The sequence below is a fragment of the Salinarchaeum chitinilyticum genome (genome assembly GCF_055390775.1).
Map to the genome: position 1 here is coordinate 746,032 of NZ_AP043888.1, position 21,427 is coordinate 767,458.

Sequence of the window (21,427 nt, forward strand, 5' to 3'; positions counted from 1 at the left end):
CAGAACTGCGAGAGGAAAAAGCGGACGCAGTACCGGGGATGGCCCGGGGAGTAGTTACCGCGAAACGTCCTCGGCGCCGCTCTCGATGAGCTCCTCGACTTCGGTCTTCGTGACCGAGGCGACGTCGCCAGCAATCGTGCGCTTGTAGGAGGCGGTCGCAGCCGCGTACTCGAGCGCACGGCCGACGTCGTCGCCGGAGAGCCGGCGTGCGAGGAAGGCCCCGACGAAAGCGTCGCCAGTCCCGATCGGATCGTAGGTGTCGGCCTCGTAGACGTCGTGCTCGTGGACGACGCCGTCGTGAATCGCAAGCGCGCCGTGCTCGCCGCGGGTCACGACGACGGTCTGGAGGTCGTACTCCGCGATGAGGTGGTTGGCGAGCTCCGTCGGGTTGCCCTCGTACCCGAGCACCTCCTTGGCGTCCCGGATTGCGACGAAGAGCACGTCCAGCGCGGGGAAGAGCTTCGTCAGCGTCGAACGGGCTGCCTCGGGACTCCAGAGCTTCGATCGGTAGTTCACGTCCATCGCCGTCCGGAGGCCAGCCTCCCGTGCGCCCTGGAGCAGGTGGTAGGTCGTCTCCCGTGCTTGCTCGGAGAGCGCTGGCGTGATCCCGCTGGTGTAGAAGAGGCGGGCGTCCTCGAACACCGTCGGATCGAACTCGTCGGCACCGACGCTGGCGATCGGTGCGTCTGCACGGTCGTAGACGACGTTCGTGCCGCGGGGCTCGCCGCCGTGTTCGAGGAAGTACAGCCCCTGGCGACCGTCCTCGTCCCAGACGATCTCGGTGTCGATGCCGTGGCTGTGCAGCTCCGAGGCGACTCGGCGGCCCAGCGGTGAGTCCGGGAGCGCCGAGAGCCACGTCGAGACCGCGCCGAGGCGTTCGGCCGCGATCGCGGTGTTGGACTCCGCGCCGCCGACGTACACCTCGAGTTCCTCGGTCCGTTCGAGGCGCTCGCCCTGGGGCGCCGAGAGGCGCAGCATCGTCTCCCCGAACGTTACGAGGTCGCTCACGGCGATCGCCCTCCTGCAGCGGCTCCTGTCATGCTCTGGGCATCGGCAGGCCGGCTAATAAGTCCCGGCGGTCGTCGTCGGAGGCTGACGACACCGGCAGCTCCGGGGGTCGATCGAGGGACGCGATCGGAGTCCAGCAGCGGGCTGAACGCTGCTGTAGCTGAGGCCTGGAGAAGCCGGGTCGGAAAAAACGAGCTGCCGATCAGCCAACGAGGTTGCTCGCCGCGTCCGAGGCGACGTCTGCGACCGGCCCGACGCCGACCAGCAGCCCGACCGTCACGAGCGCTGCGACGAGCACTGCGACGTACAGCCCGGTCGGCGTCCCGTCGAGTTCGTGGCCGCCGTCCGTCGGCTCGTCGATCCACAGCGCGCGGACGAGCCGCCAGTAGTAGAACAGGGAGAGCGCGCTCGCGGCCAGGCCGATCGCCGCGAACCACCAGAACCCGTTCTGGATGGCACCACCGAACAGCATGAACTTGCTCCAGAACCCGCCACCGACCGGCAGGCCAGCGAGGCTGAACAGGAGCACCGTCACCGCGGCGGAGGCGACCGGCGCCTCCTCGCCGAGCCCGGCGTAGTCCTCGAACGTCCGGCCGACGTCCCAGTGCTCGGCAAGGGCGACGAACAGGAACGCGCCGGTATTCATGAACCCGTAGACGAACAGGTGGAGCATCCCGCCGGCGAGCACCCAGTCGTTGTGCGCGCCGCCGTCTTTCAGCGCGGCCAGCGCGATTAGCACGTAGCCGGCGTGGGCGATCGAGGAATAAGCGAGCATGCGCTTGACCTCGTCCTGGGTCGCCGCAGCGAGGTTCCCCAGGAGCATCGTGAGGACGGCGAGGATGCCGAAGACGAACACCCAGTCGATGCCCGCGTCCTGCATCGGTCCGAGCGGGAACGCGGTGGTGAAGACGCGGAACGCGATCAGGAACCCGGCCGCCTTCGACGCCGAGGAGACGAACCCGGAGATCGGTGCGGGTGCGCCCTCGTACGCGTCGGGCGCCCAGAAGTGGAACGGGACGCTCGCGATCTTGAACCCAAAGCCGGCGACCATCAGCAGGACGCCGAGACCGAGCACGCCGGTCTGGTCGACGCCCTCCGTGACGGCGGTACCGACGTCGGTGAGCAGTAGCGAGCCCGTCGCGGCGTAGACGAGGCTGATCCCGTAGACGAAGATCGCCGAGGAGAGCGCGCCGATCAGGAAGTACTTCAGCCCGCCCTCGACGCTCCCGCGGTTGTGGGTCAGGAAGGAGACGAGCGCGTAGGACGGCAGGCTCGCCAGCTCCAGGGCGACGAAGACCGTCGCCAGGGAGTTCGCGTGCGCCATCAGCACCATCCCCGTCGCCGCGAGCAGCGTGAGCGAGTAGAACTCGCCCTTGTCCGGAACGTCCTCGAGGTAGTCGTAGCTCCCGAGGACGACCATTGCCGTGACGCTCGTCACGATCAGCGTGAACAGCAGGCTCGCCTCGTCGGCGACCAGCTGGTCGGCGAAGAGCGTCGTGCCCAGCTCCGGCCCCATGCCGAAGAGAAGCGCGACGGCCGAGCCCATCGCGGCGAGCGTACCGGCGAGCGTCACGCCGAAGACTGCACGGTGGTTCGTGGAGTCGGGGTCGAGCGCGTCGACGCCGAACAGCACGAGCGCCGTCGCGATCATCAGGAGTGCGGGCGCGAGGTGGAGGAACCAGTCCTCACCACCCAGCGTATCGAGTGCCATTCAGGCACCACCCCCGTTCTCCGCGGCAGCGTCGACGATCGGCTGCGTCGCGCTCTCGACCATGTCGAAGACGACGTCGGGTGCCACGCCCAGCAGGACGATCAGGCCCAGCAGGACGAACAGCGGCGCGACGTCGTGGAACGGCGCTCGGCCGATCTCGTAGTCGGTCGCGAGTTCGAACGGCCCGAACAGCGATTTCTGCATCGCGGAGAGCAGGTAGCCCGCCACGATGACGATGCCGAACATCGCGAGCGCGGTGAAGATCGGCGAGTACTGCAGTCCTGCAGCACCGAAGGCGCCGATGAACACGAACAGCTCCGCGGCGAACCCGGACATGAGCGGGAGGCCCATGTAGCCGAAGGCACCCGCGACGAACACCCACGAGGCGATCGGCATCCGATCCGCCAGTCCGGACATGTCACCGACCATGCGCGTGTGCGTCGTGTTGTAGATCACGCCGACGGTCATGAACAACAGGCCCGAGATGAGACCGTGGGATAACATCTGGAAGGTCGCGCCACCGACGCCGTAGACGGTGTAGGCGATCAGGCCGAGGAGGACGTACCCCATCGAGGAGACGGAGGAGTACGCGACGATGCGCTTGAGGTCGCGCTGGGCGAGCGCGAGCATCGCGCCGTAGAGGATCGAGATCACGGCGATCGCCGCGATCAGCTCCGCGTTCGCGGCAGCGACCTCGGGAAGCATCGTGAAGTTGAACCGGAGCAGCGCGTACGTCCCCATCTTCAGCAGGACGCCGGCCAGCAGCACCGACACCGGCGTCGGCGCCTCGACGTGAGCGTCGGGCAGCCAGGTGTGGACCGGCACGATCGGGACCTTCACCGCGAAGCCTGCGAACATCGCGAAGAACGCGACGGTCGCCAACTCCTCCGGGCTGAACGGACCGACGCCCTCGAGCTCGCCCGCGTGGATCGCTTGTGAGATCTCGGGCAACGCGAACGAGGTGATCGACCCGTCGAGCCCCGCGAGCAGGCCGAGGAACCCGACGAACAGCACCGCGCTCGCGACGTTCGTGTAGACGAGGAACTTGATCGCGGCGTACTTCCGACGGGGGCCGCCCCAGACGCCGATCAGCAGGACCATCGGCACGAGGACGCCTTCCCAGAAGACGAACCAGACGAAGAAGTCCAGGGCAGTGAACACGCCGATCAGCGCCGCCTCCATGAAGAGGACGAGCGCGTAGAACTGCGACTGGCGCTCGTCGATCGGCGTCCACGCGGAGACGATCGCGAGCGTCGTCAGGATCGTCGAGAGCACGACCAGCGGCAGACTGATGCCGTCGACGGCCGCGAGCCACTGGACGTCCCAGGGGCCCATCGAGAGCAGCGTCGTCCCCGACAGCGACGACTCGAAGCTCTTGGCCGCCGAGTCGAACATCAGGTTGCCGCTGCCGTCGAACTGCCAGAACATCCAGAGACTCCCCAGCAGCGGGCCGATGCTGACGCCGAAGGCCAGCTTGCCGGCGAGACGATCCGGCGCCAACAGCACCGCGATCCCGCCGAGTAGCGTCACCGCGAGCAGCGCTTCGATGATCACAGGAACCACCCCCCGACGATACCGACGGCGACGACGAAGACGATCAGACTCATGACAATGACGACGACGTAGTTCGTGACGACGCCCGACTGGATCCGGCGCACGCGCTCGCCCGAGAACAGGCTCACGCTGCTCGTCGCATTGACGGCACCGTCGATGATCCCCTGGTCGAACGTGTTACTCGCGCGGGCGACGGGCTCGGTGACGCCCGTCGCCAGCCAGACCTGGAACTCGTCCAGGTAGTAGTTCCGCTGGACGACCCGACCCACGGGACCGAGCCGGTCGGTCATCCGCTCGGGCTCGGGCACGTCGTAGATCGACTTCGCGAGCAGTGCGCCCCCGAGTGCGAGGCTGAGCGAGACGGCGCCGAACACGATCGGTGCCAGCTCGGCGGACGGCGGCGGGGAGCCCTCGTGGAGGCCCGCGACGTTGTGGACGAGATCGCCGTAGTGGTGGTAGGTGAGCGCGCCCATCCAGTCTCCCCCGCTAGCGGCCGTTCCGCTGTCGAGCCAGTTCTCGAGGTAGAGGATGTCGTGGTTGCCGATCAGCTCCGCGACGGGCTTCATGTTGATGAGTCCCGTCACCGCGGCGAGAACGCCCAGCACCGCGAGCGGCCCCTTGGTGTTCCAGCGGAGCGGCTCGGGGTTCCGCGCGTGCTCGCTGCGTGGCTCACCGTGGAAGGTGAGGAACACCATCCGGAAGGTGTAGAACCCGGTGAGGAAGACGGCGAGCAGCCCCATGCCGTACGCCGCGAGGAAGAGGGGCTGTTCGAGGCCGATCAGCAGGGCGTCGTAGAGCACCTCGTCCTTCGACCAGAAGCCGGAGAACGGAATGATGCCAGCGAGCGCGAGCGACCCTGCGAGGAACGTGTAGTACGTGACGGGCATCTCGCGTTTGAGCCCGCCGAGTTTCCACATATCCTGATGGTGGTGCGTGGCGACGATCACCGCGCCCGCGCCGAGGAACAGGAGCGCCTTGAAGAAGGCGTGGTTCAGCAGGTGGAAGCTCGCGGCGACGTAGCCGCCCACACCGAGCGCGAGCATCATATAGCCGTACTGCGAGATCGTCGAGTACGCGAGCACCTGCTTGATGTCGTCCTTCACGACGCCCATCGACGCCGCGAACAGCGCCGTGAAGCCGCCGATGAACGCGATGATCGCGAGCACCGTCGGCAGGCCGGCGTAGAAGCCGAACATCCGCGCGACGAGGTAGACGCCCGCTGCGACCATCGTCGCGGCGTGGATGAGCGCGGAGACGGGCGTCGGGCCCTCCATCGCGTCGGGCAGCCAGGTATGCAGCGGGAACTGCGCGGACTTGCCGATCACGCCACCCAGCACGAGCAGTCCGAGGATCGAGAACCAGGTCTGCGTGTCGAGGTCGCCCGGCACCCAGATGTGGTCGGCGCCCTCACCGGTCTCGAGGAAGTGCGAAGCGATCTGCGGGAAGCCGCCGTCGGCGAAGCCGGCGGTGCCGAACGTCACGAGAATACCGACGACGCCGACGAGGAAGAAGTAGTCCCCGAAACGGGTGACGAGGAACGCCTTCTTCGCCGCGCTCGGCGGTGCCTCCTCGCGGAACCAGAAGCCGATCAGGATCCACGAGCAGAGGCCGACGAGCTCGAAGAACATGAACGCCATCAGCAGGTTGCTCGAGAAGACGAACGCGAGCATGCTCGCGGAGAAGAGCCCGAGCCCGGCGTAGTACCGCGGGAAGCCGCCCTTCTCGCGGTGGAGCTCGTCGTCGTTCATGTAGCCCATCGAGAAGACGTGGACGAGGAAAGCCACCAGCGAGACGATGACGAGCATCATCGAGGAGAGCGGATCCACCAGAACGCCGAAGGTCAACTCGAAGCTCCCGGCGTCGATCCAGGTGTAGAGGTTGTTCTCGTAGTGGGCGCCAGAGGAGCGCACCGTCAGGAACGCCCACAGCGACAGGACGAGCGAGCCCGCCGTCGCGGCGACGCCGGGAAGTGCACCCTCCTTGGGCAGCCACCGACCGGCGGTGACTGCGACCACGAACGACAGGAAGGGCAGCGCAGCGATCAGCGGCACGAGATCGAATGCGTTCACCATCTTACCACCTCATCTCCGTTGGCAGCGTCACGTCGGCTTCACCGAAGTTCCGGGTCAACACCAGAATGATACCGATCCCGATCGCGACCTCCGCGGCAGCGAGCCCGATCGTGAACAGGGCGAACACCTGCCCCGTCGCGTTGCCGTAGTACTGGGAGAACGCGATCAGGTTGATGTTCGCTGCGTTGAGCATCAACTCGACGGAGATCAGGAAGATCAGCGCGTTGTCTCGCGTGAGGATCCCGAAGATCCCGATGCAGAACACGGCCGCGGAGAGGACGAGATACCACTCGACCGGAACCGTCACGCCTCCTCACCTCCCGTGGCGTCGACGGCCTCGGACTCGTCATCGCGGCGCGCGAGGTGGATCGCACCGTCGAGCGCCGCGTCCAGCACCAGCGCGATGATGATCAACGCCGCCAGGAACCCTTCGGAGGGGATCTCCGTCGGGTTGGCGTCGAGCAGCGCGTAGCCGATCGTGTCGACCATGCTCGCGCCGCCGGGGAAACCCGCGGCGTCACCGAATGACGCACCGAGGAAGACCCAGGCCATCACCGCGAACAGCGCGACGGCCACAAGGCCCGGGAGCATGTGGCTGCCGACCTTGAACGTCGACTTGCTCATCGCGAATCCCCCGTGGTCACAGCCCGCAGTTGGTTAGCGCTCGATCCCCGACCCCCAGTATTGGCGGCGACAGGTGCCGGTGTACTCATGCCGACACCTCCTCGTTGTCCTCCCCCCGCCTGGTGAGCATGACGGCGAACGTGATCAGGATGAGCACGCCGCCCACGTAGACGAGCACCTGGATGGCGGCGAGGAACTCCGCCGCTAATGTCACGTACAGCGCCGCGACGGTCACGAGCGACACGCCGAGCAACAATGCCGCGTGCCAGACGTCGCGCACCGTGACGGCGCCGAGGCTGCTCCCCACCAGGACGATGGCGAGCAGCACGAACGCGATCGTATCGAGTACCATTGGTGCAACGTCGTTCTGGCGCCCCTTTCAACATTTCGAGACGGTCGCGCGAGCGCGTGAGCGTATGTGGGCGAACGGGTTCGGGATCGACGCGGGAGCGAACGGTATGACAAGAGAGGGTTTCGCGCGGTTCTCGGGCGCTACCGGGCTGGTACGTCATTCTGGAGTAGCTGGTATGCGCTACGGGACTACTAGGGAAATCATGTAGTTGCGGAATGAATTGGGCAGCGAGCCGCCACGGAAGCCCCCTCCCGCTCGTCGATCCTAACTCGCTGCGCTCCTCGCCTCGCTCCGCTCGGCTGCGGTGCTTGCGTCGTTACGATCGACGAGCGGTCGGCCCCTTCCGAAGTCCCACCCGGATCGAAAAGCCGCCGATCGCGAGACTCCGGTGGACTGCGTCGGCGCGCGCTGGCGCGATCGCGAGCCCCGAAGCGGGCGAGCGACCGATGCCGGCCAGCGCGCGAGGGCCGAGCAGCGCAACGGACGTGAGCAGCGCAGAAGGCTGGGGAGGCATGAGGCGGGGCGGGACATCGAAAGGGGCAGGGCGACTCGGCGGTCCCCGGGCGATGCAAGGACCGCAAGGAGCGAAGCGACTGAGGACCGCAGCGAGCCCCGGGATTCCGAGCGTCCTGGGGCTTTCGGAGGCCGCTGAAACTGCGATTCCGCCACCTCCACCGCTTGAGTCACCTAGTAGTCGAATCTGTCACACAGCGAGCGCTCGAACGGAACGAATCCAAACGAAAAGCAACGCCGCTCGAGCCGAAACCAAAGACCGCTCGCTACTGGTAGTCGACTTCGCCTTCGCCCTCGCCGATCCACGCACCGCGATCGGGCTCGCGCGATTCGAGCGGGTCGATGTCCTTGTACCACGGCACGGACATCAGCTGCTCCTTGTTGTAGACGAGGTCGTCCTTCGTGTCGCCCGTGAACTCGAAGTTCTGGGTCAGGATGATCGCGTCGACGGGGCAGACCTCCTCGCAGAGCCGGCAGTAGACGCACTGGCCGATGTGGAGGTTGTACTGCTCGCCGTTGCGCTGCTCGTCCGTGACGATCTGGATCGTGTCGTTCGGACAGACGTTCTCGCACTGGCGACACCAGATGCAGCGCTCCTGGCTGAACTTGTGGACCCCGCGGAACCGGGCGCTGACGTCCGGCGTCTCCTCGGGGTACTCGACGGTGAACGTGTTGTCACCGACTGCGCGCTTCATCGTCGTTGCCATCGCTTTGAGAACGCCGATCATGCTGTAATCACCTGGAGACTCGCGAAGGCGAACTCGACGTCACCCTCGAGGAACCCGACCAGCACCGCGGTGAGGATCAGGTTCGCGAAGGCGAGGACGAGCAGACCCTTCCAGCCGATCTCGATCAGCTGGTCGATCCGGACCCGTGGGAACGTCGAGCGTGCCCACTGGGTGAAGAGGAAGAACGCCCAGATCTTGACGATCAGCCAGATCGGGCCCGGCAGGACCGGTCCCGCACCGCCGCCCAGGAAGAGGACCGCGGTGAGAGCGCCGCCGAGGAAGATGTGCAGGAACTCGCCGAGGTAGAGGAGCACGAAGTACACCGAGGAGTACTCGGTCTGGTACCCGGCGACGATCTCCGTGGGTGCCTCGGGAATGTCGAACGGGTTCCGCCCGACCTCCGCAAGGTTCGCCGTCAGGAACAAGACGAACGCGAATGGGTTCACGAACACGTACCACGCCGGGATCCCGAAGCCACCGACGGTCACGAGCGTTTCCGTCTGGGCGTGGACGATCTCCGAGAGCTGCAGCGATCCGGCGAAAATCACGACCGACGCACCGGCGACGATCAGCGGAATCTCGTAAGCGACGTTCTGGGCGACCGCACGGAGCGAGCCCAGCATCGAGAACTTGTTCGACGAGGCGTAACCGCCCATCACCAGTCCGACCGAGGTGACCGAGGCGATCGCGAACACGAGCACGAGCCCGATCTCGGGGTCGGCGAGCTGTACCTGCACGCCACCGATCTCCCCGAAGGGAATGACGGCGAAGCCGAGCATCGCCGAGCCGGCGACGATGATCGGTGCGAGGTCCCACGCGGGCCGGTCCGCGCCCTCGGGGACGATAAGTTCCTTCGAGAGCATCCGCAACGCGTCCGCGACGATGATCAGGGTGCCGCCCGGGCCCATCCGGTTCGGCCCCAGCTTGCCCGCGAACGCCGCGAATATCTTCCGCTTGGCCCACGGACCGGCGACCGCGGCGTTGATCAACAGGACGTTGGCGATCGCGAACGCGCCGATCAGCGCGGCGATCGCGGTGCCGGCGAAGCCGAGCCCGTCGAGCCGGAGGACGTCCGCGAGCCACTCCGGCAGCATGACGGCGCCGTCGGACTGCAGCAGCGTTGGGGCAGCGAGCGTCGCGACGAGAATCGACGCGAGTCCGCCCGCCATCACCGATCCACCTCCCCGAGCACGATGTCGAGGCTACCCAGCGCGGCGACGAGGTCGGGGATGTACTCGCCCTCGGCCATCGCGGGCAGCGACTGGAGGTTCGAGAAACACGGCGAGCGGATCTTGAACCGGCCGGGCTTGTCCGTGCCGTCGGCGCGGATGTAGATGCCGAGCTCGCCCTTCGCGCCTTCGACCGCGCGGTAGATCTCGGCGTCACGCTCGGGCTTGAGCGTGCGCGGGACGTTGGACTGGATCTCGCGCTCCTCGTCGGGCCAGTCCTCGAGCAGGTCGATACACTGGTCGATGATCTTCGCAGACTGCTCGACCTCGCGCATCCGGACGAGCAGTCGCGAGTAGTTGTCACAGCCCTCCTCCGTGATGACGTCCCACTCGAGCTCGTCGTAGTAGCCGTAGGGGTCGTCGCGGCGAAGGTCGTAGTCGATGCCGGAGGCGCGAGCGACCGGTCCGGTACAGCCGAAGTCCTTGGCGGTCTCCGGATCGATGACGCCGGTGTCGATCGTCCGGAGCTGCATGATCTCGTTGTTCGTCAGGAGATCGTGGAACTCGCGGGTCGCGCCGGGCAGGCCGTCGAGGTAGTCCCGGGTCTTCTCGAAGAAGTCCTCGCGAGGCGAGGGAAGGTCCCAGGCGACGCCGCCCAGGCGGAAGTAGTTGAACATCAGGCGCTGGCCGGTGAGATCCTCGAGGATCGACTGGGCCTTCTCGCGCTCGCGGATGGCCCACATGAACGTCGCGGTGAAGTCGCCGTTGATGTCCAGTGCGAAGGTTCCCATCGCGAGCATGTGCGAGGCGATGCGACACAGCTCGGCGCCCATCGTCCTGATGACCTGCGCGTACTCCGGCACGTCGATGTCCGCGAGGTCCTCCGCCGCGCGGGCGTAGGCCCACTCGTTCAGGAGTCCCGCCGAGATGTAGTCCCACCTGTCGGGGTAGGGCATGATCTGGTGGCGGTAGGTTCCCTGCTGGCACATCTGCTCCTCACAGCGGTGGAGGTAGCCGATGTCGGGGTCGACGTCGATCACCTGCTCGCCGTCGAGCACCGTCTCGAGGTGGAGCACGCCGTGCGTCGCGGGGTGGTGGGGTCCGATGTTGAGGAACATCGTGTCGGACTCCCCCTCCTCCGCGGAGCCGCGATGGTCCTCCTGGAGGGGATTCGCGTGTTCCCGGAGCGTGACGATCTGCGGTCGATCCTGGTCGTAGTCCTCCCGGAGCGGATGTCCCTGCCAGGTCTCGGGCAGGAGGATCCGTCGGAGGTCGGGGTGCTCGTCGTACTCGATGCCGACGAGGTCGTAGGCCTCTCGCTCGTGCCAGCTCGCCGTCTCGTAGACCGGCGCGGCGCTCTGGCTCGTCGGATCGTCGCGCGAAGTCGGGACGACGACGCTGACCTCGTCGGTCGGATCGGCGAACTTCTTGAGGTGGTAGATCGACTCGTAGCGATCCTCGTACTGCTGGGCGGTGACACAGGAGCAGTGGTCGTAGCCGGCCTCCTCCTTGAGCGTCGAGAGCACCGCCTGGACGTCGTCAGGACGGATGACGATCCCGGGCGCGTTCAGGTGCTCCTCGGTGTCGAGGACGTGCTCGCCGAGCAGCGACTGGAGCTCGGCGAGTTTGTCCTCCGCTGGCTCGATGGCCTGCTCGTCCGCGTCGGACTGCTCTTCGCCGGTACTCATGCGCAGCTCACCTCGCTCATGGCGAATCGGCCCAGTTGTACCGCATCGCGAGGTCGTCCTCGTCAATCTGGTCGGCGAGCTTGTCGACGACCTCGTCCTCTTCCATCTCCGAGAACTGCTGGAGCTCGTAGGGTTTGACGACGACCGGTGAGGACTCGCCGTTCGCGACGCGCTCCTGCAGCTTCGCGATACCGTAGAGCAGGGCCTCGGGACGGGGCGGGCAACCCGGAACGTGGATGTCGACCGGAATCGCCTCCTCGGCGCCCTTGACGACGTTGTAACCCTCCTGGAACGGCCCACCGGAGATCGTACAGGAGCCCATACCGATGACGAACTTCGGCTCGGGCATCTGATCGTAAACGCGCTTCATCCGGGGAGTGAACTTCGAGACGATCGTCCCCGGGACGATCATGACGTCCGCCTGTCGCGGCGACGCACGGGGCACGCCGGCCCCGAACCGGTCGCTGTCGTGTTTGACGGCGAACGTGTGCATCATCTCGATGGAACAGCAGGCGATACCGAACTGGAGCAGGAACATCGAGGAGCCCCGCGCCCAGTTCATGAACTTGTCGAACTTCGTGAGAATGAACGGCGAGGAGCCGAAGGCCTCCCGGAGCTTCGAGTTGAACCGGTCGTCGACGCCCTCGCCGCGGCGTGCATCCCTCGTATCTGTCACCGGCGCTGTACTCCCCGAGATCGCGGTGCGTGGTTCGTCACTACTCATAACTGATCCTCCCTCCGTGCCCGGACCGTCGCCCGCGACGAGCGGATCCACTCGACGGCGCCGTTGCGCCACGCCCAGACGAGCCCCATCACGAGGATCGACAGGAAGACGAGCATCGGGAAGAGGGCCCGAGCGAGCCCAACTTCGCCGATGGCCTCCCGGTAGACCGCGAGCCACGGGAGAATGAACACCGTCTCCACGTCGAAGACGAGGAACAGCAGGGCGACCATGTAGTACTGGATATTGAACCGAATCTCGGTCCCCCCTGTCGGCACCTCCCCGGACTCGTAGGTGGCGCGCTTGTGTCGTTCCGGTACGCTCGGCCGTATCAGGGCGGAGATCGCCATCATCCCGACTGGGATGCCGACCGCCACGAGCCCGAGCGCCCCGATTGCGATCCAATCACTCATTCCTCAGTGTCGAGCGGAGCTTTGTGAGCCTCCCATATAAGGGTTCAGAACTACGTTTTCGCCGCTTCCTCACGTGATTTCAACCAGCTACGTGTGACCGAGGCTGGCGCCACCCAGGAACCGCGACCGTCCAGCTCCGAGACGACCGCAACACCGGGGGTTCACCGCACCCGCGCTCGCCCGGAAGCCCACCATGGTCCGCACCCGTTCGGCATGGAGAAGCTCCGATCCGACATTCAGACATTGGCCACAGCTGGCAGGCTTCCCAACGAAATCCGACCGGCCCATCCGCCGAACGTCGCTCGGCCCGGTCTTTCACCGGGTGGGACTGGAAGGGGCCGACCGCTCGCGTTCGCTGACGAAGGTGAGCCGAGCACCGCGAGGCGAACGTCGAAAGACGAGCGACAGCGAAGTCTTTCGGAATAAGGACCGCAGGCGAACGAGCGGAGCGAGTGAGCTGAGGACCACAGCGAGTCAGCGGGCGCGAGCGGGAGGGGGCTTCCAGGCGGTTCGCTGCCAGTCAATTGGTGGGCGCAGTCGCGCATTCGATAGCAGTATTGTAACCGAGACCTCTATTCAATCAGTCCCTCGCCGGGAGCGCAACGGCTAAACGCTCCACACGGCGAACCGAGCACGTGTCGCTGCTGCTCTCGCTGCTCGCGATGCTGGTGCTCCTCGCCGCCGGGATTGCCGCCCGGCGGATCGGGATCCTCGAGCCCACGCGCCGCGAGCGGCTCAACGCCTTCGCGTACTACGTCGCACTTCCGGCGTTGATCCTCTCCTCGACGTACGACCAGCCGCTCTCGGAGGTCCTCTCAGCACAGCTCCTCGTCGGCGTCGTGGGCACGCTGCTCGCCGTTGCCGGGATCGCCGCACTGCTCCATAGCCGCGAGGCCGATCCCGCGACCCGAAGCGTCGCAACGGTGCAGTCCTACCACTCGAACCTCGGCTATCTCGGCGTCCCGGTCGTCGCGACGACGTTCGGCTCGCTGGCGACGGCGAAGGCCGCGTTGATCCTCGGGGTCGCGGCGCTCGTCCAGATCGGACTGACGGTCACCATCCTCACCACGATGAACGACGCCGACGCCTCGCTGCACTCCGAACTCGGGAACGTGTTCGCGAACCCGGCGATCGTCTCGGTGATCGTCGGGCTCGCCGCCTCCGTCGTCGGGGTGACCATCCCCGGCGTCGCAGACACCGGCCTCGACTACCTCGGCCAGCTCGCGCTCCCGATCGCACTACTGTGTGTCGGTGCAGCGCTCACCCTGGAAGCCGACGCGATCCCCTTCGGCACGGTCAGTGCAGTCGTCGTCCTCAAACTGGTCGCGATGCCGGTGATCGCGCTCGGGGCGTTCGTCCTCGTCGGCGCAGACGCCTCGACGGTCCGCGCGGGCGTGGTCATGATGGCGATGCCCTCCGCGGTCTCGACGTACGTCTTCGCCAGCGAACTCGGCGGCGACCGGCAGCTCGCCTCGATCAACGTGTTCGCGACGACGGTTTGCTCCGTCGCGTCGCTGTTGCTCGTCGTGCAGGTAATACGAGCGGTCGTCTGAGCCGGAACGAATCGTTCGCCTATCCGTGACGCCGCTATCCGTCCATCTGGTCGTAATACGCCGGCGTCCCCATCTCGTGCAGGTCCCGGGAGTCCTCGCCGACGCCCTGCCGGAGGTCGTCGTGGTACTCGAGCAGGCGCTCCTCGAGTTCTGAGTGCTGTCGGGCCAGGATCTGCACCGCCGAGAGCGCTGCGTTGAACGACTTCCCGGCGTCGACGGCCGTCAGCGGCGCGCCCTGGGGCATCCCGATCACCGAGTCGACGGACTTCTCCTGGACCGGCACGCCGATCGTCGGCAGCGGGTAGGCGATCGAGGCAGTCATGTTCGGGAGGTCCGCGGACTTCCCGCCAGCGCCCGCGATGATGACGTCGAGGCCGCGATCCGCAGCCGTCTCAGCATAGGCAGTCATCAGATCCGGCGTCCGGTGTGCGGAGGTCACGTACGTCTCGAAGGTAAAGCGGGCCGCTGGCGAGTCGTCGTAATCGGTCTGCTCCTCGAAGCCGAGGTGCTCGGTGAGCGCGTCGTACGCGCCGGGGCGACGTCCGCCGGTCAGCATCGTCTCGAGGTCGGAGTCCGACCCCATCACGATCCCGATCTCGGGAGTGTCCTCGGCCGGCCGGTCGCGCTCGGCCTCCGCACGCAGGTCGTCGATCAGCGACTGCACGGAATCGGTCATGTGCGGTGCAACTGTCCGGGGCGCAATGAAACGGGGGGATTTGCGTTCTCGGCACTCCTCACCGACCTCCCCGTACCGTCAGCTACGCAGGCCGAGCGAATCCGGAACGTCTGTGCCACCGACCAGTGGAACGTCGACGCGAACCGACTCGTACGGCACGTAGGGTCGCTTTGCGCCGCGGGGTCCGTCCCCGAACTGGACGACGCCGTGCCTGGCAAGCGTCTGGACGTCCTCGTGAACGACGGCGTACGGCCTGTCCAACCGCGTCGCGAGTGCGCTGATGCTCGCCGGAGGATCTGCGTGGATCGAGCGGAGCGCCTCCAGTCGGCGGTCGGTCAGTAGCTCCCGGAGGTCGGCGATCGAATCGAAGGCCCGGACGGCCTCGTCGCCGACCGACTCGCCAGAGTCCGCCGCTTCGGCATCGGCGATGGCCGCGTCGAACTGCTCGTCGCTCGTCGCGAGCGTGAACCGGAGCGTCGCCGGATACTCGGTGGACGCATCGGCAGCGTCCGGGTCGTTTCCTTCAGTCATCGGCGGCCGTCACCTCCTGCCGGAATCGACGCAGGTGGTCCTCCAGGCCGTCGAACTCGATCGGCACGGGATCGTCGCCGCCCACGTGCCGGTGGTGCCAGCCCGCGTCCGGATGTTCGTGTGCGTTGTCGTATCGCAACAGCGTCTCGCCAGTCTCGGGGCCGAACTGCTGAAAGCTGTACTTGTAGCCGCCGGGTCGACTCGAATCCACGCACGCGAACAGCGACACCCGGGAACCCGGAGGCTCCTCGACGCCGAATGCGCGGTCGAGCACTACCTTCCCGTCGGCCATTCATCATCCGTACTATCACGTACGAGGTTATAGGACATGGCTCTTTCGCCGGGTGGTTCGATTCGTGATCGACACGTGGCTGGTGGCCTCGTGATCGCTCAAGAAGCTGTGGACCGAGGGACAAAGCCGAGAAAAAGTGGAGACGAGGAAGCAGGGGAAGCGAGCAGAGACGAAGGGGAAGAATACTGCTACTCGAACGTCACGCCGTCCCGGAGCTCCCGCGCGCGTTCGAGCATCGCACCACGATCCTCGATCCCGGTGCCGTCACCCGTCAGCGTGACGTGTCCAAGCTTGCGGAGCGGCCGAACCTCGCGCTTCCCGTACCAGTGGAGGTGCGCGCCGTCGGTCGCGAGCAGCTCGTCGACGCCCTCGATCGACGCGGCGTCGGAGGCGTCTGCGGCCTCGCCATCTCGTCCCCGAACCTCCTCGGCGATTGGTCGCGCCCGGTCGGTGTCGCCGAGCAGGTTCGCCATCACGGTCGGCGAGCGGAGCGCCGTGTTCCCGAGCGGTAGCCCGAGGACTGCGCGGACGTGCTGCTCGAACTGGGAAACTACCGCACCCTCGATCGTCCAGTGGCCGGAGTTGTGCGGCCGCGGGGCGATCTCGTTGACGGTGATCCGCGCGCCGTCGTCACGGGGCTCGCTGTGTTCGAACAGTTCGATTCCGTAGACGCCCCGGCCTTCCATCAGATCGAGGACGTCCGCGGCGACCTCGCTGGCTTCCTCGAGCACGGCGTCGTCTGCCCGCGCGGGAGCGATGGTCTCCCGGAGGATCTCCTCGCGGTGTACGTTCTCGCCAGCGGGGAAGGCGTCGGTCTCACCGGCCCCTTTTGCGCCGATCACGGAGAGTTCCCGCTCGAAGTCGACGAGCGTCTCGGCCATCGCCGGCCCGCCGATCGCCTCCATCGCCGACTCGGCGTCGTCCTTCGATTCGACCGGGAAGTTCCCACGGCCGTCGTAGCCGCCGGTTCGGGCTTTGAGCATCAGCGGCGCGCCGAGATCGTCGATCGCGTTCCGAAGGTCCCCGGCGTCGTCGACGCGTTGGAACTCGGGCACGGGGATACCGGCCTCTGCGAGGGTCCGCTTCTGGACGAGCTTGTCCTCGATCGTCCGGAGCGTGTCCGGCTTCGGGTGGACGGGGACGCCCGCCTCCTCGGCGGCGCGTTCGAGCCCCTCGGGATCGGTCAGCTCGATCTCGAAGGTCACCGCGTCGGCGCGCTCGGCCAGCTCGGCGATCGCGTCGGCGTCGTCGAACTCCGCGACGAGCTGGTCGCGTGCGACCGCGGACGCCGGGCAGTCCGGCGTCGGATCGAGCACGATTACTTCGACGCCAAGCGGCGACGCAGCCTCGGCGAGCATCCGGCCGAGCTGGCCGCCGCCGACGATTCCCAGCGTGCGGCCCGGCGGGCTCAGCGGCGTCGTCATTGTGAACGAGCGTTCTTCGAGCGGGCTGTTAAGGATTGAGATCCGCGGTTGCCTCCGGCGGTCGAACGCGAGCGATGGGCACCGAACGTGAGCAATGAGCGTCGAACGCGAACGGCGGGCGTCGAACGCGATCGGCCGTGGAGAGTGGGCGGCCAGGTGCGTGTGCGAACGAACCTCGTACCGGTGCCAGAGCGACAAGGTTGATAGGAGCGACCGCGAACGCGTTGGTATGTCCACCGAGATTACCGTCGAAGGCATGACCTGTGATGGCTGTGAGGAAGTCGTCGAAGAGGCACTCGAGATGGCCGACGGCGTCGAGTCCGCCGACGCCGATCGCTCCGACGACAGCGCCACCGTCGAGGGCGACGCCGACGTCGACGTCCTCGTCGAGAAGGTCGAGATGGCAGGCTACGAGGGCTCGGCGTAACGAGTTCGAGCGACCAGCTCAACTGCCGAGACCCGGCAGAGCCAACCGTCCAGACCCGGCAGATCTGTCCACCCGCGCACGAACCGATTCGGTTTTGACCCGTCCCTGGCCTACTCGGGAGCGTGCAGAACGTCACGGACCGCACGAGCAATCCGTTCGGTATGTCGCCTCCCTGTGAGCAGCAGTGCTCACCTGGCGTCGAGGCGGTCTACGGCTACGGCGACGCGAACGCGGACATCCACGTCGTTGGCGATCATCCCGGCGTCCACGGCGGCAGCGAGACTGGCGTTCCCTTCACCGGAATCGAAGCCGGACTCGCCGTGCAGGACGTCCTCGACGCGGTCGATTTGCTGGAGAGTCCCGGCGACGAGCCGACGCTCGAATCGACGTTCCTGAGCTACCTCCACATGTGCTGTCCGGCCGCCGGAGAGACGCCGTCCCCCGCGGCGTACGCCGACCTCGAACGCTTCTTCGACGCCGAACTCCGTGCGATCGCGGCACACGTCCTGATCCCCGTGGGCGAGCGCGCCACCGCTCACGTCCTGCGACACTACACCGCCGAGTCTCTCGCCGACCTCTCCACGAACGGCACCGCCGAGAGCGTCGGATTCGAGGAGGAAGCGGAAGCCACACCGCTCGACATGGAGCGACTCCACGCCACCGAGATCAAGGGCAGCGGCTGGCTCGTCTTCCCGATCCGGGACCCCGGCGACTGGGTGGCTGGCGATCGGGACGCCGCGATCGAGGGGCTCTCCGAACTGCTCGCACGCGACTACCGGCAGATCTCGGATCTTGGCCGCTTCCTCGCGACCGACGACTCGTATCTCGTCCGCTGAACTGTTGATCTGTCTCCGCGACTCGACTACTGAGGAAATCGCTGAGGATTGCAGTCGATTGGACTGCAAACCGCCACGGAAGCCCCCGGCCGCTCGACTCGGGCGACTCGCTGCGCGCTTCGCTCCCTGCGGTCGCTGCAGTGCTTACTTCGTCGGGGCCGGATCGAGCGGTCGGCCCCTTCCGGAGTCCCGCCCTGTGGAGGTTCGAGAGGCGAAGTGTGCCGGGAATTTGGGCGCTCTCAGTCGTGGAATCGCCCGCCTGCGTCCACTCTCCTGGACAGTCCACCGGAACATAGCTGGTCTCGAAATCCACCGGGTGGGACTGGAAGGGGCCGACCGTTGACGGCGCGAAGCGCCGTCTGCTCGGGAGAACTTCGCTCTCCCGGTGCTCAACGAAGGACGACGAAGCAAGCACTGTAGCGAATGAGCGTAGCGACTGAGCGAAGCGCGCAGCGAGTCGCCCGAGTCGAGCGGGAGGGGGCTTCCAAGCGGACTGCTGTCCAGGTATCTCCGGGGTCAGCAAATGAGTTTCTCAGTAGTCAGATAGAACACGCAAACGCAAACGCGCCGGCCAGCTCCAATCCGGTAGCACACCGAAACCCCACCGGCCACACGTTCCGAGACCGACACCGATATGGCGGGGAGTTTGCAACGAGAGTTCATGCGACTGATCCCGGAGAGCGACAAGGGAGTAGCGCTTGCCGCTGGCGCGTTCACCCTGTTGCTGTTCGTCCTCGGAATCGGGATCGTCTCGGTGACGAGCCCGTCGGGAGTGGGACGATTCGAGCTGGCCACGTTCGGGGTCGGGTTCGGGCTCTTCATTGCGATATACTTCTTCTCGATGTCGGCGGATCGGATCCTGAAGGGCGACGACAAGGAGCAGTGACGGTCGCCAAGGGGCGGTCCGGGTCCCGCTTCTGGCGACGGTAACCGAGATCGGGCCCGCCGAACCACTATAAGCGGCCCGATCCCCACCGCATCCGTGATGGATAACAAAAATAATAACCCTCGGTCGGATAGCTCCTGCCGTGACCGCAACGCAGGTGACGCTGTTCCAGCTGGACAACTACGGTCCCTGGACCGTGACGCCCGAGCCCCGCCCGGAGCCCGAACTCCAGGCGCTCCAGGCTCGGCTGTACGCCGATCTCGCCGACGCCGTCGGTGACCGCGGCGGCTACGTCTTCGTCACTCGCTTCGACAACGTCGTCGCCGTGACGAACGGTCTCGATCGCGAGGATCACCGCGCGATCCAGGCAGCGATCGCGGAGCGCTACCCCGTGAGCATTAGCGCAGCGATCGGCTACGACGAGCAGCCCGCGACGGCGCTCGCCGACGCAACTGCGCTGCTCCAGGAGCAAGGCAGTGCACAGGACGCCGCGCGGACCGAGGTGCTCGTCGGTGACCCGCTGCAGACAACCGACGGCCCGTCGTCCTCCGACGATGTGAGCCCCGGCACCGTCCGCGTCGCACACTTCGACGTCGTCGACGTAACGGGGCAGCTCACGGACCAGGTGGACGCCTACGGCGCCCACCTCGAGGTCCAGGCAGCCACGCAGTCGCTCTCGAGCTATCTCTACGATCGCCACGGCGCACTCGCCTTCTTCGTCGGCGGCGACAACGTCATCGCGATCTGTCCGGACCTCGACGCGGCCGCGTACGAGGACGCGATCGAACACGTCCGGGACGCAGTCGGCGTCGAGTTCCAGGTCGGCATCGGCGACGGATCGACCGCCACGGAGGCCGGCATGGCCGCGAAGTACGCGCTCGAGACCTGCCGCCGTGACGGGTCGCGGGTAGAGGGGCTCGCGACCCCGACGGCGGACTGATTCCGCTGCCTCGACCGGAGAATCAGGGCGACGTCTCCCCGGAGCGTCGGCAGTTTCAGTGCGAGGTGCCCGATAACAACGACCGAACAGTTCCCGATTGTGACGCTCTTACACACGGATTGCTAACCGTTACCAGCTGGAGAAACGCTCCGGTGGTTTCTTTGCGTTGTTCGTTGAATAACCATCTGTCATGAGTATCTCGACCCCTCAGACCGAAGTGCAGCTCGAAGCGCCGCCCGACGAGCTCGAAAGCCCGCGGGCGAAGCTGGTCTTCCTCACGCTCTCGATCGCGGAGCCTGCGACGCTCGCCGAACTGCACGAAACACTGGACGTCCCGAAGCTGACCCTCCTCTCGGTGCTCGACGCGCTCGCCGGCCGAGAGCTGATCGAGCGCACCGACGACGGCTACGCTGCCCTGGTCTGATCCGCGAACGTCGACCCCGGGCGGGGTGACGTCGCGACGACAGGCTGGTGCGAAGCGTCGAACGGCGAGGGACCCGCCGGGAGACCGATACGCCCTGTGTACAGGGGTCGAACACAGCGGGGGTCTAACACAGACGGCGGTCGGGATTCGAAAGCGGCCGGGGTTCGAAGGCTTTATTCGCGCGCTGGGTCTGAGCATTCGGTAGTAATCATGGTCGACAAGCCCGCCTCTATGTACCGGGAGATCAGCAAGCCCCCGTATACGCGACGGGAGTACATCAGCGGGATCCCCGGCTCCAAGATCGCCCAGCACCAGATGGGCGACTCGTCGAGAGAGCCCGAGGACTACCCCGTGCAGATCAGCCTCCGCGTCGAGGAGGAGGTCCAGCTCCGCCACGACGCGATGGAGGCTTCGCGCCTCTCCGCGAACCGCTACCTGATCGAGGAGCTCGGTGAGAACAACTACCGCATGGTGCTCCGGAAGTTCCCCCACCACGTCATCCGGGAGAACAAGCAGGCGACCGGCGCGGGTGCGGACCGCGTTTCCGACGGAATGCGCCAGGCGTTCGGCAAGGTCGTCGGGACCGCCGCGCGCATCGACGCCAACGAACGACTGCTGACCTGCTACTGCGAGGTCGAGCAGGCTGCAGCGGTCAAGGAGGCCTACCGCCGCGCGTACAACAAGATCTCGCCGCCGTGTCGGATCGACGTCGAGCGGGGCGAAGAGCTGCTCGTCCAGTAGACGACGATCGAGGCGGGCGCTTCTCGCAGTGGAATGGTTGTCCGCCAGCGGCGCGGTCTTTTGACTGCCACCCACGGATCGTAGCTGTAGCGCCGACGAGGGAGCAATGCCGACGAGAGGGGCACTCCCGAGCGAGCAAACCGA

General features: G+C 66.5%; 23 protein-coding genes. 7 read left to right on the forward strand and 16 right to left on the reverse strand.

Annotated elements, in window-relative coordinates:
• Positions 1-54: 54 nt before the first annotated feature.
• From kdgK1 to ACZ5KP_RS03695, 12 genes are all read right to left on the reverse strand, one after another.
• Positions 55-1,008 (reverse strand): bifunctional 2-dehydro-3-deoxygluconokinase/2-dehydro-3-deoxygalactonokinase, encoded by a 954-nt coding sequence (gene kdgK1, locus ACZ5KP_RS03640; protein WP_460919996.1) that lies wholly within the window; start codon positions 1,006-1,008, stop codon positions 55-57.
• Positions 1,009-1,210: 202 nt separating this feature from the next.
• Positions 1,211-2,719 carry an NADH-quinone oxidoreductase subunit N gene (locus tag ACZ5KP_RS03645; protein ID WP_460919998.1) on the reverse strand — a complete coding sequence of 503 codons (1,509 nt, stop codon included), beginning with the start codon at positions 2,717-2,719 and terminating at the stop codon, positions 1,211-1,213.
• On the reverse strand, positions 2,720-4,273 hold the full coding sequence (locus tag ACZ5KP_RS03650) for a complex I subunit 4 family protein (RefSeq protein ID WP_460920000.1): 1,554 nt from the start codon (positions 4,271-4,273) through the stop codon (positions 2,720-2,722).
• Entirely contained in the window at positions 4,270-6,345 is a 2,076-nt protein-coding gene (gene nuoL / locus ACZ5KP_RS03655) for an NADH-quinone oxidoreductase subunit L (RefSeq protein ID WP_460920002.1), read from the reverse strand. Before nuoL ends, ACZ5KP_RS03650 begins: the two co-directional genes overlap by 4 nt.
• 1 nt (position 6,346) lies before the next feature.
• A complete protein-coding gene (nuoK, locus tag ACZ5KP_RS03660) occupies positions 6,347-6,652 on the reverse strand; it encodes an NADH-quinone oxidoreductase subunit NuoK (RefSeq protein WP_460920004.1) in 306 nt (101 codons plus the stop codon).
• Positions 6,649-6,969: a proton-conducting membrane transporter gene (locus ACZ5KP_RS03665; RefSeq protein WP_460920006.1), complete on the reverse strand. Its 321-nt coding sequence runs from the start codon at positions 6,967-6,969 to the stop codon at positions 6,649-6,651. The genes nuoK and ACZ5KP_RS03665 overlap by 4 nt, the downstream gene beginning before the upstream one ends.
• Before the next feature lie 85 nt (positions 6,970-7,054).
• A complete protein-coding gene (locus ACZ5KP_RS03670) occupies positions 7,055-7,321 on the reverse strand; it encodes an NADH-quinone oxidoreductase subunit J (protein ID WP_460920007.1) in 267 nt (88 codons plus the stop codon).
• Positions 7,322-8,100: 779 nt separating this feature from the next.
• Entirely contained in the window at positions 8,101-8,562 is a 462-nt protein-coding gene (locus ACZ5KP_RS03675) for a NuoI/complex I 23 kDa subunit family protein (RefSeq protein ID WP_460920009.1), read from the reverse strand.
• Complete coding sequence (locus ACZ5KP_RS03680) at positions 8,559-9,731, reverse strand: complex I subunit 1/NuoH family protein (RefSeq protein WP_460920011.1); 1,173 nt, start codon at positions 9,729-9,731, stop codon at positions 8,559-8,561. The genes ACZ5KP_RS03675 and ACZ5KP_RS03680 overlap by 4 nt, the downstream gene beginning before the upstream one ends.
• Positions 9,731-11,419, reverse strand: a complete 1,689-nt coding sequence (locus ACZ5KP_RS03685) for an NADH-quinone oxidoreductase subunit D (protein ID WP_460920013.1) — start codon at positions 11,417-11,419, stop codon at positions 9,731-9,733. The genes ACZ5KP_RS03680 and ACZ5KP_RS03685 overlap by 1 nt, the downstream gene beginning before the upstream one ends.
• Before the next feature lie 16 nt (positions 11,420-11,435).
• Complete coding sequence (locus ACZ5KP_RS03690; RefSeq protein ID WP_460920015.1) at positions 11,436-12,143, reverse strand: NADH-quinone oxidoreductase subunit B; 708 nt, start codon at positions 12,141-12,143, stop codon at positions 11,436-11,438.
• Complete coding sequence (locus ACZ5KP_RS03695; protein WP_460920017.1) at positions 12,140-12,553, reverse strand: NADH-quinone oxidoreductase subunit A; 414 nt, start codon at positions 12,551-12,553, stop codon at positions 12,140-12,142. The genes ACZ5KP_RS03690 and ACZ5KP_RS03695 overlap by 4 nt, the downstream gene beginning before the upstream one ends.
• A 635-nt stretch (positions 12,554-13,188) precedes the next feature.
• Here ACZ5KP_RS03695 and ACZ5KP_RS03700 point away from each other — a divergent pair.
• Positions 13,189-14,106, forward strand: a complete 918-nt coding sequence (locus ACZ5KP_RS03700; RefSeq protein ID WP_460920019.1) for an AEC family transporter — start codon at positions 13,189-13,191, stop codon at positions 14,104-14,106.
• 34 nt (positions 14,107-14,140) lie between these two features.
• Here ACZ5KP_RS03700 and ACZ5KP_RS03705 read toward each other — a convergent pair whose 3' ends face one another.
• The 4 genes from ACZ5KP_RS03705 to ACZ5KP_RS03720 all read right to left on the reverse strand — a co-directional run bounded on the left by ACZ5KP_RS03705 (position 14,141) and on the right by ACZ5KP_RS03720 (position 17,029).
• Positions 14,141-14,782 (reverse strand): AIR carboxylase family protein, encoded by a 642-nt coding sequence (locus ACZ5KP_RS03705; protein WP_460920021.1) that lies wholly within the window; start codon positions 14,780-14,782, stop codon positions 14,141-14,143.
• A gap of 78 nt (positions 14,783-14,860) precedes the next feature.
• A complete protein-coding gene (locus ACZ5KP_RS03710; RefSeq protein ID WP_460920023.1) occupies positions 14,861-15,313 on the reverse strand; it encodes an HVO_A0114 family putative DNA-binding protein in 453 nt (150 codons plus the stop codon).
• Entirely contained in the window at positions 15,306-15,605 is a 300-nt protein-coding gene (locus ACZ5KP_RS03715) for a toxin-antitoxin system TumE family protein (protein ID WP_460920025.1), read from the reverse strand. The genes ACZ5KP_RS03710 and ACZ5KP_RS03715 overlap by 8 nt, the downstream gene beginning before the upstream one ends.
• A gap of 188 nt (positions 15,606-15,793) precedes the next feature.
• Complete coding sequence (locus tag ACZ5KP_RS03720; protein WP_460920027.1) at positions 15,794-17,029, reverse strand: 5-(carboxyamino)imidazole ribonucleotide synthase; 1,236 nt, start codon at positions 17,027-17,029, stop codon at positions 15,794-15,796.
• A gap of 229 nt (positions 17,030-17,258) precedes the next feature.
• Here ACZ5KP_RS03720 and ACZ5KP_RS03725 point away from each other — a divergent pair, with 229 nt between their 5' ends.
• The 6 genes from ACZ5KP_RS03725 to ACZ5KP_RS03750 all read left to right on the forward strand — a co-directional run bounded on the left by ACZ5KP_RS03725 (position 17,259) and on the right by ACZ5KP_RS03750 (position 21,283).
• Positions 17,259-17,456: a heavy-metal-associated domain-containing protein gene (locus tag ACZ5KP_RS03725; RefSeq protein ID WP_460920029.1), complete on the forward strand. Its 198-nt coding sequence runs from the start codon at positions 17,259-17,261 to the stop codon at positions 17,454-17,456.
• 122 nt (positions 17,457-17,578) lie between these two features.
• Positions 17,579-18,292, forward strand: a complete 714-nt coding sequence (locus ACZ5KP_RS03730) for a uracil-DNA glycosylase family protein (protein ID WP_460920031.1) — start codon at positions 17,579-17,581, stop codon at positions 18,290-18,292.
• Between the two features lie 661 nt (positions 18,293-18,953).
• Positions 18,954-19,178 carry a hypothetical protein gene (locus tag ACZ5KP_RS03735; protein WP_460920033.1) on the forward strand — a complete coding sequence of 75 codons (225 nt, stop codon included), beginning with the start codon at positions 18,954-18,956 and terminating at the stop codon, positions 19,176-19,178.
• Between the two features lie 142 nt (positions 19,179-19,320).
• Positions 19,321-20,118, forward strand: coding sequence for a GTP cyclohydrolase IIa (locus ACZ5KP_RS03740; protein WP_460920035.1), 798 nt, complete (start codon positions 19,321-19,323; stop codon positions 20,116-20,118).
• 190 nt (positions 20,119-20,308) lie between these two features.
• Complete coding sequence (locus ACZ5KP_RS03745) at positions 20,309-20,542, forward strand: MarR family transcriptional regulator (protein WP_460920037.1); 234 nt, start codon at positions 20,309-20,311, stop codon at positions 20,540-20,542.
• Positions 20,543-20,752: 210 nt separating this feature from the next.
• Positions 20,753-21,283, forward strand: coding sequence for a 50S ribosomal protein L16 (locus ACZ5KP_RS03750; protein ID WP_460920039.1), 531 nt, complete (start codon positions 20,753-20,755; stop codon positions 21,281-21,283).
• The last annotated feature ends 144 nt before the right edge of the window (positions 21,284-21,427 follow it).